Source organism: Chryseobacterium sp. KCF3-3 (genome assembly GCF_045865955.1).
In the GTDB taxonomy this organism is placed as follows: domain Bacteria; phylum Bacteroidota; class Bacteroidia; order Flavobacteriales; family Weeksellaceae; genus Chryseobacterium.
The window spans coordinates 5,230,742-5,243,551 of the sequence record NZ_AP035792.1; the positions used below are offsets into that span (position 1 = coordinate 5,230,742).

Below are 12,810 nucleotides of genomic sequence, written 5' to 3' on the forward strand. Positions count from 1 at the left end.
AATTTACACGGTCATTCCGATGTCTATTCCTTTAATTTTTCTATATAAATCGGTAGCGTAATTATCCGTCATCCCGGAAACAAAATCAATGACTCCAAGAACCTTCTGATAATCCGTTCCGTCATTGTAAATAAATTGCTTTGGAATTAATTTCAAAGCTTTTACATCATAGGATTTTCTTTGGTCATCAGGCTTTAGAATGGAAGGAATAAAATGATCCAGCAATTCATACATTACATTATACCCGGCATTTTCAATCTCAACAACAGCTTTGTGATTGTAGATTTTTTCTACTGAGAAACTTTCAATATCCTGCAATGCTTTATTTTCTTTTTTATAGATATCAAGTAAACCATTGCTAAGATTTCCTTCAAGAATCGTTTCAAAGTTATGCTTATACATCTCAATCGATTTGTTGATTAATGCATTGATTACTTTTGCTCTTAAATAAGAAATCTGTTCATTTTCATTTGAGATAGAACTAAGCTTTGTCTCAATTCTCTGAACATCATCTGTTTCTGATCTTACCAGTTCAAAAAATAAGTTTTTACAGTCTGCTGTGGAAACAATTCCCAATCTGTGGGCATCTTCCATATCAATGATATTGTAGCAGATATCGTCAGCTGCTTCTACCAGCCATACAAAAGGGTGTCTTTTGAAAATATGAGGTTCCTCACTTTCAGAAATAAGCTGGGTTCCTTTGGCAATTTCCAGGAATATATCTTTCTCATTCTGGAAAAATCCGAATTTCTTTCTGTGAATAATTCCTTTTTTCTTTGCAACCGCTTCACAAGGATATTTTGCAATACTTGCCAGTGTGGAGAATGTCAGCTGAATACCTCCTGCGTCTTTCCCTTGCTGCTGCTGTGCCAGCACTCTGATGGCATTCGCATTTCCTTCAAAATTAACCAGATCTGCCCATTCCTTTTCATTGAACTTTGATTTCAGGTCTTTTTCATTCCTTTCAAAATAGCTTGCAATAGCATCTTCCCCGGAATGTCCGAATGCAGGATTTCCCACATCATGGCACAAACATGCTGCCGCAATGACATTTCCTAAATTATAGAGATAGAAATTCTTTGAATCTTCAGTCAGTTCATTTTTAAAATCTTCAGCAATAAATTCACCGATAATACTTCCTAAACTTCTTCCTACGGATGAAACTTCTAGAGAATGCGTAAGCCTGTTGTGTACAAAAACACTTCCGGGAAGAGGAAAAACCTGCGTTTTATTCTGCAGTCTTCTGAAGGCAGAAGAGAAGATAATCCTATCGAAATCCCTTTGAAAATCAGTTCGTGAAGCTTTGGTCTGTGGATTGTTTCCTGTACGTTGATTGGTGAAAATCTGGTTTAAATTCATCATTTTTCAAAATTACTCCAAATTTTAATTGTATGGAATAGTATTTAGATTTTTATTAGCGAGATCTTCCATTCAAAAAATCTATTATAGTAAACGTTTTTTAGGGATCGGAAAGCTTGAATAAATATTTTACATTTGATACAACCATTACAGTTGAAGAATCCCTATAATTCTTCTTTCAAATTTTAAATTAAAACTATGACAGACAACACATGGCTCAGCAGATGGGACGAAAGGTATAGCAGCGAAGAGTTTGCGTATGGAACGGAACCCAACAATTATCTAAGAGAACAATTATCACAATTAACTCCCGGTAAAATACTTTTCCCTGCAGAAGGCGAAGGGAGAAATGCCGTTTTTGCGGCTACAAAAGGATGGCAGGTTTCTGCTTTCGATATCAGTGCCAATGGAAAAAGTAAAGCGTTACAGTTGGCCGAGCACCAACAAACGACAATTGATTATCAGGTGGGAGAACTTTCCACTTTAAATTATCAGAAAGAGCAGTTTGATGCTATTGCGCTTATCTACGCACATTTTCCAGGCGCTATCAAATCTTCTATTCATCAGATGTTAAATCAATATCTGCGTAAAGGTGGTTTTATCATTTTCGAAGCTTTCAGTAAAAATCATCTTGAATATATTGCAAAGAACGAAAAAGTAGGTGGTCCAAAGGATATTGAATCTTTATTCTCTATTGAAGAAATCAAAGCCGATTTTCCGGATTATAACATTATTGAATTAGAAGAAACGGAAATTGAGCTCAGCGAGGGATTATTCCACAACGGGACGGGTTCTGTAATTCGTTTTGTGGGGCAAAAATTGATGTAATTTTTAAGTTTGGGCTAAAGCCGTTGAAAGATTTGATTTATTTAAACAGGCTGAAGCCCTTTTCTATTGAGTATATCTCCTCCCACTGATTACACAGATTTTCACAGATTTTTTGATCATTTGAGTCATATTTATTATTACTCATTGCTCATTACCCATTACTCATCCATCAGTCTGAGTTAAGAAGTCCTCCGGCAAATTTTGTAAAGAACTCAGCTCTGTATACTTCTCCAAGAGGAATTTCGGAATCTTCGATGTATATATTATGATTATCAAATGAATCTATAAAATTCATATTCACCACGTAGGATTTGCTGACTCTGATAAAGGTTTCCCCGGAAATCTTCTGATGAATAGTTTTTAAATTCATTGCCGTGATGAGCTTTTGCTGCTTAGTATGGATAACCACATAATCTTTGAGTCCTTCAATAAACTTAATGTCTGAAAAACTGATTTTATAGAACCTTCGCTCTGCTTTGATGAATAAAAAATCTGCAGTATTGGATTCTACCGTATTTTTCACGGTATCCTTAGACAAAAGCTCAGTGTAAAGTACCGCTTTATCAATTGCTTTTTCTAACCTTTGGGGATCAATGGGTTTCAAAAGATAATCAACGGCTTCCAGTTCGTAACTTTTCAGTGCATACTGGGAATAGGCAGTGGTAAAGATTATCAGGGATTTTTTTGGAAGCATTTCTGCAAATTCGAGGCCTGTTACCATGGGCATTTCTATATCGAGGAAAATAAGATCTACATCATTATCCTTAAGAAATTCCAGAGCAGACGGAGCATTGGAAAATTCGCCCAGAACATCCATACTGGAAATTTCAGCGATCAGCGATCTCATTTCGGATCTTGCCAGCGGTTCATCATCAACAATAATACAATTCATCACACGGGAATTTTTAAATTTACAACATATTCTTTATCACCGGATTCTATCTTCAGATCAAAGGTATCACCGTAAAGAAGCTCCAGTCTTCTGGTGATATTGGCAAGTCCAAGTCCACTATTTTTTTTGTCTGAAACGGTATAGCCTGTACTTCTTGAATTAATACACCTGAAATAAAGCTGTTTATTCTCAATATTGATTTCTATTTCTACATAAGATTCTCCTCCACTGAGATCTACACTGTGCTTCACCGCATTTTCCACGAAAGTGGTAAACAGATTGGGAGGGATAAAAGTACTGTTCACAACTCTTCTGTCAAGATTCACCTGAATATCAAAAGTGAAATTGTCACGTCTAATTTTTTCAAGATTTAAAAAATTGGACAGAAAATCAATCTCTGAAGTCAGTAGTGTTTTTTCTTCACTGTTTTCATAGAGCTGGTATCTGAGAAATTCGGACAGCTTTACAATCACAACGGAAGCTTTTGCCGGATCAGTCCTGATGAGCGCTTTCACATTATTCAGCATATTGAACAGAAAATGCGGATTGATCTGATTTCTCAGTTCATTCAGTTCCATATTCAGGGTAAGGTTGCTCAATTCATTGATCCTTTTATTATCACTGATCCATTTCTGCAGAAGCTTAATCGTAGTTGTTGTCATAATAATCGGTATGCACATCAGAACACCTTCATAAATTCCCCCTTTCTCATTTTCTCTGAGAATATTTTTTACCCTGAATTCTTCAAAGAACATTTTAAAGCCATATCCGATAAAATTGAGCCCTACAACTCCCATCAGAACAAGCAATGCCAGATAAGTGACATATTTTGTTTTAAAGAAAAATCTGGGAACCAATACATATATATTAATGTATACCATCGTGATCAGAATCGTATATACAAAGAATAAAACATAGTACTGATACATCCCTGAATACCAATGCCAGAACCTTGCACTGTAGATCAAAATGAAAAAGAAAATCAGAAACAGCAGATGTCTTAGGAACCCATATTTCGCTTCCACCAGAAAATCCATTACAAAGGTTTCTTCAAATTTCCACGGACTGTATTTCATACGATAGGCTCATTTTATGATTAACAAAAATAGTCAATAACGTAAATTACAACTATTTTATTATACAAAACCTGTATTTTATTATACCAACTATCATGCTCGGGGATTTTGTATAAAATACCAGCCATTTTGTATAAAAACAAATTGACACACTTCTTTTCTCTATTCCTTTGTACCGTAAAATAACACATATGGAATTAACAGTTTTTCACGAACTCACTCAGGAAATATCACTAGAATGCTTTTTTATGACAGAATCTCAACAGGAAGAAAAAGTAATACAGCTTATTGATCTGCATCATTTTGTAGAATGTTTCGATCCGGAAATGAAGATTCTTAGTTATCTGCACCATTCTATTAATATTGTAGAACATGAAGGAGAGAAAAAAGGAATTCTGTTTTGTGACCTTAAACATTCTGCCGTTCCTGACAGCAATGCCTCTGAAGAGTTTAGAAGAAGATACGGACTCTCAGAACTCTGGTTTGTTTTTGTAGAGGAAACCTTTGTTCAGGATACTGCATGTTATACGGATGCCATTATTGAAAACAGTCTGGATATCTTCTATGAAAGGATTTTTACCTTCAGTTTTTTCCAATCTATTATTCAGCCATTAAAATAAACTACCCATGAAAACATTGAGAAGAGTACTTGTCCCTTTGGCAATACTTCCTTTTAAAAACATTATTTATGCTCAGAAAAAGGACAGTATTCCTTTGAAGGTCCGTGCTTTCTTTGCAGATAAAATACCTCAGTCACGAAACTTCAATATTGAATATACTTTGGTAACCCCATCTTCTTTTTCTTCACAGCTTCAAGGCCAGGATCTGCCGGATAATAAGGTAAAGAGCTTTCAGCAAATGAAGGCGGATGCCAATATTTATTTTATCAAAAACAGAAGCTGGCTTTTGAGCACCGCCCTTGGCTACCGCTACACCTCTATCAGGAACGAAAATCCTGTCATCCCCGGAACTCAGAGTGAGGAAAACTTTCATTATCATTCGGAAGCTATTAATCTGAGCTACTTTTCAAGGTTATTTAAAAAGACAGCAATATATTCCGCCAGTATTTCTACAGATGGAAGTGACCAGCATTTTGAACGGATCAGAGGATTGGTAACTGCTTCATTGATTTTAAAGACAACTCCAAAAACAAAAATGAGTCTCGGATTGGCTGGTATTATTGACCCGAGTTCCCAAATTCCCGTGCTCCCTATTTTCACTTATGAAAACAAATTCAATAATGGATGGGTAATGGACGTCCTTCTTCCAAAAAAAGTATTGTTAAGAAAAGATATTTTTTCCAGCGGCAGAATTTCTCTGGGAACGGAAATGGATAACACCTCATTTTATACCTATCATAATGACAACACTTATGAATTCAGGCAGGTTGCACTTAATTCAGGAGCTATCTATGAACACAATCTTGGCGGAAATTTCATAGGCACTTTCAAAACAGGAATCAGAGCCAATATCAATTCGAGAGCATTTAATAAGCAGGATTCTTTTAATGATTATATATGGAAAGCAACTTACAAACCTTCACTCTATTTCAATATTGGAATTTCTTATAACCCTTTTGAAAGACAGCGAACAAAATAAATTCTAGAGACAATCAATTTTTACAATATCGGACCTTATTCCTAAAGTTCTTCTATCGGAAGATTAAAAAAAAATTAAAATTTTTCTCCACACTATTTAACCATTCGTCTAAAATAGAATCAAAACTTCAGCTAAGCATAAGCTATTTCAAAGGTAGATATTTCTCTATTTCATGAAAAACCTTATTACTGCTACACATTCCTGATGAAAAATGATTTGGTTTTATATAAGAAGAAGCTCTAAAAAATAGAAAATGGCAGTACCTAAACAAATATTTCAAACTTTCATAACTAAAAAACTTCCTTTGATTACAAAATATCACATCTGGAATATGAAAAGGAAAAATCCGGGATACCGCTATTTTTTCTATGATGATCAGGATATAGAGAAGTTTATCACCGAAGAATTTCCTCCTGAATATATTAAAAGTTATCGTAAACTTACCATTGGAGCAGCAAAAGCAGATTTCTTCAGGTATGCTATTTTATATAAAAAAGGTGGAATATACCTGGATATAGACAGCAGTACTATAAAACCGTTTGAAAAACTTATTCAGGAAGATGATGAAGCTGTGATCAGTGTAGAAAGACACGAAAACCTATATGTTCAATGGGCCCTTATTTTCAATAAAAACCATCCTTTTCTCAAGAAAACATTAGAACTGATGATTGATAATATAGATACTCACCGCTATCCGCATAATATACATGCCACAACCGGTCCTACTGTATTCAGCAAAGGAATAAGAGAATCATTAAAGGAAAATCCAGCAATTCCTTTTACATTATTCAACGGCATTGAGTTCCGAGGATATTTAAAGTTCAAATATAAACTGGGAAAGTTCTTTTTATACAAAACAAGATCTCAACACTGGAAACAGATGGAAAAGCAGCAGGAGATTATTTTTTAATGAGTACCCATTTTGGAGAATACATTAATAATAATCACACCAATCACAATCAGAGCAATCCCAATAATGGCAGGCAGGTCAGGAACCTGTTTGAATGCTATCACCCCGATCATCGTTATAAAAATAATACCTACTCCGGACCAGATGGCGTAGGTAATTCCCACAGGAATATGACGAAGGGTAAGACTCAGAAAATAAAACGCACAGGCATATCCGATAACCGTCACTACCGATGGCCATAGTTTAGAAAATTCTTCAGACTTTTTCAGGAAAGTTGTGGCAATAATCTCAAATACAATTGCCAGAGCAAGAAAAATATAACTGCGTCCCATAAATTCATTCTTTCTACAAAAGTAGTAAAAGCCTCCGGGGAATTCAAAAAGAGAATTCTCTCACTCTCCCTATTCTCGGGACAAGAAATGTATATATTATCCATGAAAGGTCAGCTCTTTTGAATTTATAAAAGTTTTTACAGGAACTCATTCACCAATAAGAATCATCTTATCAAGCTCATTTATTTTCTTTGAGTAACATTCCTGACTCCGAAAGAAATCGGTCACCAGATGATCTTATTTGCAGTTCTGACACAAAATCAATGTTTCTCTATGACATGAAATGTGACAGCTGACAAAAATTCCAGCATAAAAATTAGCGCCAAGAATAAATTTTATTAACATAAAAGTCTATTTGAAGTGAAAAATAAGTGGCTGAAAAATATACTTTGAAACAATATTATGCTACGCATTATTTATTATTTGTTTTATCAACTCCAATATAGAAGTCAATAAACGATTAACACATTCACATAATTTTACAGATAGAATAATAAAAGTATTAATAATTTTCAAATAATACATTAATTTATTGTAAACAAAAATTCACTAATACATGAACACCAACCACCGTAATACACTGATATACATCATAGTGTTTTACTTTGGCACATGATTTGAAAGTAGTAATATTGCAATTGAAAGATTGATAAAAAAAAGTCAAATAATTAAAAATAATACAAAATGGTAACTTATATCGGTATCGTAACAGGTTTAGTCGTAATCACTTCATATTTCGCAACAGTAAGAAGAGAAAGAAACTAATCTCAAAATAAATAAGCCTATAGAATATCTATACTAATTATATTGTTTTATGTTTTTAGTCTGAGAGATCGGATTGCTCTTTTACCATCGGGTAAAAGGGCCCAAAAACATAAGCAGAAAGATCTTAGTTTCATAACAAATTTTAATATCCAAATGAGAAAAGCCAGTCGCAAGTCTGGCTTTTCTTTTTTTATTGGAAGCTTTTTGTAAACACGTCATTATTTATTTCCCACAGATTTCGCTGATTTTCGCAGATGTTTAGGAATATTTTACAGAATATGACGCTTTGTTCGTTAACGGCCATTCTCATTTATCATTCATAACTTATAATTCATCCTTCATTTTCACTGGACCAGACGTTTATTATGATTCAGGATTCTTTTGGACATTCAATAAAGCTTTATCTTTGTTTATTCAATAATTCTTTTTTAATTGTCATCATGAATCTGTACAACCTCATTATTCAAGATAAAGAACAGGTAAACCTTAACGAAGTATTTCTCAGTACCAACAACAGAGAACAGCTTGTACAGCTTATTAAAGAGCACACTTACGTTAAAGAACTCCAGGAGTATGGCCTGCCGGTTAACCATAAAATCTTACTTGAAGGAAGCTCCGGATGTGGAAAGACAATGACAGCAAAAGCAATTGCCAATGCCCTTGGAAAAAATATTATTATTTTAAATCTCAGTAATATTGTTTCATCCCGTATCGGAGAAACGTCACAGAACATTAAAATGATTTTTGATAAAGCTGCCAGAGAAAGATCAGTATTATTCCTTGATGAACTGGATCAGATCGGGAAAGCGAGAGGCAGCGATGACAAAGATGTAGGCGAAATGAGAAGGCTGGTTAATACTTTGATTCAGCTGATTGATTATTACCCTGAAAATGCTCTTTTGATCTGTGCCACCAATCATCCTGAGATTATTGACACTGCTCTTTTAAGACGTTTCCAATTAAAAATTAATTATGAAATGCCTTCAGCTGAGATTCTAGATACATTCTATGATCAATTATTAACTCAGTTTCCTGAAGATATGAGAACTATTGAAAGGAAATATTCAATTTCCTTTGCTGAAGCTAAAGATTACGCATTAACAGCTGTTAAAGCTGCTTTAATTAAAAAACTGGAAGCCAAAGAAATCATCTCATCATGAAAGCCGATATCCTCCACAATCTTGTGAGCAATCCGGAAGAAACAGAAATGAAGTCAGGTTATTACTGGCAACAAAAACGGTTTCTGCAGAGCGTATTAAAATTGCTTTGGAAAATGGGCAGACGTTAATCGCGGAAAATAAAGTCCAGGAACTGAAAGAGAAATATGAGGAGCTAAAGGATATTCCCCATGAAAATCATTTTATAGGCCATCTTCAGACCAATAAAATCAAAGATATTCTAAAGTACGGTGTTACCTGTATTCAGTCTCTGGATCGTCTGGAACTTGCCGAGAAACTTCATCAAAAGCTTTTAGCTGAAAACAGAACGATGGATGTTTTGATTCAGGTGAATACGTCCAATGAAGAGAGTAAATTTGGTGTGGATCCCGACGAAGCCATTGAACTTACCCGAAAGATTTCACACTACTCTACTTTGAAAATAAAAGGACTGATGACGATCGGTTTATTCAGTGCTGAAACCGGGAAAGTAAGAGTATGCTTTAAAATCCTGAAAAAACTTCAAAAAGACATCATCACCGAAAATATTCCCAACGTAGAAATGAAAGAACTTTCTATGGGAATGAGCGGAGATCTGGAAACTGCCATTGAAGAAGGTGCCACGATTGTACGGGTGGGGACTGCTGTTTTTGGAACGAGAATCTATCCGGACAGCTATTATTGGGATGAAGGAAAAAAAAATAACGAAGCTTAAAACTATATGTTCCCATTTACTTATACTTTTGAGAGAGAAATCATAAAAGATAAAACCTCTGATGAGGTCATCTATACAGTACGTGATCTGTTAAGAGAGAAAAAGGTTCAAAATATTCTTTACGGGCCTGGATTTGTTTCTTTCAATGAAGGTTTTCCCAAGGCAAGAAGCAATAACGATTACTTATCTTTAATTGATGAAGGAGCATTTACTTATAATGAAAAAACCAAGATATTGACTTATAAAGTAAAATTATGGAAATTGCATCTGGTTGCCCTTTTATTTCTTATCATTACAATGATTTATTTTGAAGGTTTCTTTGGAAAATTACTTCCTGTTTTCGGACTTTTGATCAATCATTTATTCTCTTATTTTGGAAGTCAAGGTTTAATTGAAGAAATTGTCCATAAGCTGAATTACCTTTCATAATCCCACTCTCCTATTTATTTGTTGGTAACTAAAAGTAATCAAAATCCCTGAAACACTACATTTTTAAGTCTACAAATCCGGTACACTTTTTGCTATAAATATTTCATAACCAAACAAATACATTTATGGATAAAAAATTACTATCGGTATGTCTGTTCATGACATTATTATTCTTTTTTTCATGTGAAAAAGAAAACACACAGATGAAAAGTGGAATTTCCATTGAAACCATTTCAATTATAACCTGCGTTACTATGGGCGTAGCTATTTTGCTTGCTTATAGCTTTAAAAGAAGATAACAGCCGGAATTTAAATACTAAGACACCTCTCAATTTTTGGGAGGTGATTTTGTTTAAAAATTTTAATTAAATGATTGGCATTTCATCAAAATATAATAAATTTCAAAAAATTTCTCTTTCGTAACTAATAACCCCAATGAAAAAAACACGCTCCGCAAAGTCACACGCTCCGCAAAGTCTCCTGACACACGCTCCGCAAAGTCTCCTGACTTTGAGGCCTACAAAAATCTCCATAAAATATCTAATTTACAGATCCATTAATTATTATCTTTGATAAAAACCAAAGATGAAAGAAGGATATGTTATCAGAGATCAGGATAGACCTCACTTTTTAACCTGTACTATTATTGAATGGATAGATATTTTTACCCGAAAAATATATCGAGATACCATTATAGAATGCTTTGAATTCTGTATAAAAAATAAAGGAATGATTCTTTATGGTTATGTCATCATGAGTAACCATTTACATTTTATTGTACAGTCAAGAGATGGAAAACTTTCAGATCTAATCAGAGATTTTAAAAAATTTACAGCGAAACAAATATTAGAAAAAATACAAACAGAACCGGAAAGCAGAAAAGAATGGATTTTAGAACGATTGGCTAAAGCTACTGAAACTCATTCAAGAAATAAAAATTTTCAGGTTTGGCAATATGGAAATCATGCTGAGGAAATTTTCAGCTTAAAGTTCTTGTGGGATAAATTAAACTATATACACCTGAACCCAGTTCGTGCCGGAATTGTATCAAAAGCAAATCAATACATTTATTCTTCGGCAACTAATTATTCTAATGGTACAGGAATAATCAATTCAATTGAAATTGCAGAAAATCCGGTGATTAATGTAAATAGAAGTTCTGAATTTTCGAAATATAGCAATTATGATGATGAATAATGTACTCAAAGTCAGGAGACTTTGCGTAGCTAGGTCAGGAGACTTTGCGTAGCTAGTGTACTCAAAGTCAGGAGACTTTGCGTAGCTGAGTCAGGGCATTTTAAGGCAAAAGAAGATTATGCAGAGAAATATAAACTTTTTGAATAATAAAACAGAAATCCGATCTGATATCATTTGCATAATTAATCCATAAAATTTCATGAAATACATTCTCCTTATCCTCACCATTGTGATACAGTTTATTATAATTGTATCATTACAGCTGCTGGACAGCTTTGAACTTATCATCGGAATCTTCATTGCCTGTCTTCTGTTGGGAGCCCTTATTTACTTTTCAAAGTCAGAAAAAATATCATCACTTAAAAATCTTGGTTTTGGTCTTTTCTATGGTTCACTGATATCACTGGTAAGCGTGATTGGTTTTATGACGTGGCTTTCTTATAATTTCCCGAAATAATCAAAGGAAAATAAATATTTCATCGGGTTTTGAGATTGCTTCACTTTGCTCGCAATGACAATAAAAAATATAAATACTTCTCCATATTGAGAGGGATTTGTTATATTCAACGTCATAAAATGCTTCCCAATTTATGGACCATACAAACATTCTTGAAAAATGCCTTCCTGATTTTGGAAAAGAACTGATCGCAGAAATTGAAAAATTCGGAATCATCAAGACATTTTCCACCCAGGATTTTATTGTAAAACAGGGACAGCTGATTCGTTATCTTCCTATTGTTTTAGAAGGGAATGTAAAAGCCTATAGTGAAGAAGATGGAATACAGTTTCTGTTGTATTTTATTCAGCCAGGATCGTCCTGTATTTTTAGTTTTGTACATCTGTTCAATCAACATCCTATTGATTTTTCAGCGATTCCGGAAGGTCAATCAACTATTCTGCTGATTCCTATTGATAAAGCGAAAGAATGGCTTATCCGCTACCCATCCTTTAATAATTTGATTATTGCTGAATTTCAAAAACATTATAATGACCTGCTTCATACTACGAAGCAGATTATCTGCTACAAACTTGAAGACAGGCTTTGGGAGTATTTACAAACAAAAGCAAAGATTTCCGGCACTCACGAACTTGCTATATCACATCAAAGCATTGCAGATGATCTGGGAACGACAAGGGAAGTAATATCCAGGCTGATGAAAAAGATTGAACTGGATAAAAAATTAACACAGGATCATAGAAAAATAAAATTGCTGATCGGTGACTTTTGATACTCATTTCGGAAATACTGACTTATATATTTGTAGTGTACAATAAAAACAACATTTAAGCAGAACATTAAAAACAATACAATGAGTGAACAGATTCAACTAGTCCCAAACAATTCTTTATTAACCAAAACACCTGAAGAAGGACGACAATTAGCCGTAAAAATGGCAAGATTAATTATTAAAGTAACACAACCTGATGCTGCGGTTCGTGAAAAATTACGTCCGGTGTATGCAGAGGATGCATCCATGTTGATTGCCATCGGACAAACTGTCGCTACAGAATTTGCGACTATTGCTGCAGCCAATAATTACTGGAGATAAT

General features: G+C 34.2%; 14 protein-coding genes and 1 pseudogene. 11 read left to right on the forward strand and 4 right to left on the reverse strand.

Translation table 11 applies throughout. The annotated features are described in order from the left end of the window. Positions 1 to 3 precede the first annotated feature (3 nt). The gene (locus ACKTTZ_RS23255) at positions 4 to 1,359 is read right to left on the reverse strand and encodes a deoxyguanosinetriphosphate triphosphohydrolase (RefSeq protein ID WP_034697114.1); all 1,356 of its coding nucleotides are present in this window, start codon (positions 1,357 to 1,359) and stop codon (positions 4 to 6) included. A gap of 198 nt (positions 1,360 to 1,557) precedes the next feature. On the opposite strand from ACKTTZ_RS23255, the gene ACKTTZ_RS23260 reads away from it, so the two are divergent. Next, on the forward strand, positions 1,558 to 2,187 hold the full coding sequence (locus ACKTTZ_RS23260) for a class I SAM-dependent methyltransferase (protein ID WP_407846744.1): 630 nt from the start codon (positions 1,558 to 1,560) through the stop codon (positions 2,185 to 2,187). A 169-nt stretch (positions 2,188 to 2,356) separates the two neighbouring features. On the opposite strand, the gene ACKTTZ_RS23265 is transcribed toward ACKTTZ_RS23260, so the two are convergent. Then, positions 2,357 to 3,079, reverse strand: a complete 723-nt coding sequence (locus tag ACKTTZ_RS23265; protein ID WP_034697073.1) for a LytTR family DNA-binding domain-containing protein — start codon at positions 3,077 to 3,079, stop codon at positions 2,357 to 2,359. Beyond that, the gene (locus tag ACKTTZ_RS23270) at positions 3,079 to 4,155 is read right to left on the reverse strand and encodes a sensor histidine kinase (RefSeq protein ID WP_051934426.1); all 1,077 of its coding nucleotides are present in this window, start codon (positions 4,153 to 4,155) and stop codon (positions 3,079 to 3,081) included. The genes ACKTTZ_RS23265 and ACKTTZ_RS23270 overlap by 1 nt, the downstream gene beginning before the upstream one ends. Before the next feature lie 191 nt (positions 4,156 to 4,346). Here ACKTTZ_RS23270 and ACKTTZ_RS23275 point away from each other — a divergent pair, with 191 nt between their 5' ends. The 3 genes from ACKTTZ_RS23275 to ACKTTZ_RS23285 all read left to right on the forward strand — a co-directional run bounded on the left by ACKTTZ_RS23275 (position 4,347) and on the right by ACKTTZ_RS23285 (position 6,664). Then, positions 4,347 to 4,775 (forward strand): hypothetical protein, encoded by a 429-nt coding sequence (locus ACKTTZ_RS23275; RefSeq protein ID WP_034697072.1) that lies wholly within the window; start codon positions 4,347 to 4,349, stop codon positions 4,773 to 4,775. A 7-nt stretch (positions 4,776 to 4,782) separates the two neighbouring features. Next, a complete protein-coding gene (locus tag ACKTTZ_RS23280) occupies positions 4,783 to 5,754 on the forward strand; it encodes a hypothetical protein (protein ID WP_253316790.1) in 972 nt (323 codons plus the stop codon). Between the two features lie 253 nt (positions 5,755 to 6,007). Then, the gene (locus ACKTTZ_RS23285; protein WP_034697068.1) at positions 6,008 to 6,664 is read left to right on the forward strand and encodes a glycosyltransferase; all 657 of its coding nucleotides are present in this window, start codon (positions 6,008 to 6,010) and stop codon (positions 6,662 to 6,664) included. Here the strand turns inward: ACKTTZ_RS23285 and ACKTTZ_RS23290 are convergent. Next, positions 6,661 to 6,996 (reverse strand): multidrug efflux SMR transporter, encoded by a 336-nt coding sequence (locus ACKTTZ_RS23290; RefSeq protein ID WP_034697067.1) that lies wholly within the window; start codon positions 6,994 to 6,996, stop codon positions 6,661 to 6,663. The genes ACKTTZ_RS23285 and ACKTTZ_RS23290 overlap by 4 nt on opposite strands. 1,205 nt (positions 6,997 to 8,201) lie before the next feature. Here ACKTTZ_RS23290 and ACKTTZ_RS23295 point away from each other — a divergent pair. The 7 genes and pseudogenes from ACKTTZ_RS23295 to ACKTTZ_RS23325 all read left to right on the forward strand — a co-directional run bounded on the left by ACKTTZ_RS23295 (position 8,202) and on the right by ACKTTZ_RS23325 (position 12,809). Continuing rightward, positions 8,202 to 8,921, forward strand: a complete 720-nt coding sequence (locus ACKTTZ_RS23295; RefSeq protein WP_407846745.1) for an AAA family ATPase — start codon at positions 8,202 to 8,204, stop codon at positions 8,919 to 8,921. A gap of 19 nt (positions 8,922 to 8,940) precedes the next feature. Continuing rightward, a pseudogene (locus ACKTTZ_RS23300) lies at positions 8,941 to 9,633 on the forward strand (YggS family pyridoxal phosphate-dependent enzyme); the annotation flags it as partial. Between the two features lie 6 nt (positions 9,634 to 9,639). Continuing rightward, positions 9,640 to 10,062 (forward strand): hypothetical protein, encoded by a 423-nt coding sequence (locus tag ACKTTZ_RS23305; protein ID WP_407846746.1) that lies wholly within the window; start codon positions 9,640 to 9,642, stop codon positions 10,060 to 10,062. 585 nt (positions 10,063 to 10,647) lie between these two features. Beyond that, positions 10,648 to 11,259, forward strand: coding sequence for an REP-associated tyrosine transposase (locus ACKTTZ_RS23310; protein WP_034697062.1), 612 nt, complete (start codon positions 10,648 to 10,650; stop codon positions 11,257 to 11,259). A 199-nt stretch (positions 11,260 to 11,458) separates the two neighbouring features. Next, complete coding sequence (locus tag ACKTTZ_RS23315; protein ID WP_034697061.1) at positions 11,459 to 11,716, forward strand: hypothetical protein; 258 nt, start codon at positions 11,459 to 11,461, stop codon at positions 11,714 to 11,716. Between the two features lie 133 nt (positions 11,717 to 11,849). Next, entirely contained in the window at positions 11,850 to 12,488 is a 639-nt protein-coding gene (locus ACKTTZ_RS23320) for a Crp/Fnr family transcriptional regulator (RefSeq protein WP_051934423.1), read from the forward strand. Positions 12,489 to 12,569: 81 nt separating this feature from the next. Continuing rightward, a complete protein-coding gene (locus tag ACKTTZ_RS23325; RefSeq protein ID WP_034697060.1) occupies positions 12,570 to 12,809 on the forward strand; it encodes a hexameric tyrosine-coordinated heme protein in 240 nt (79 codons plus the stop codon). Position 12,810: the final 1 nt, after the last annotated feature.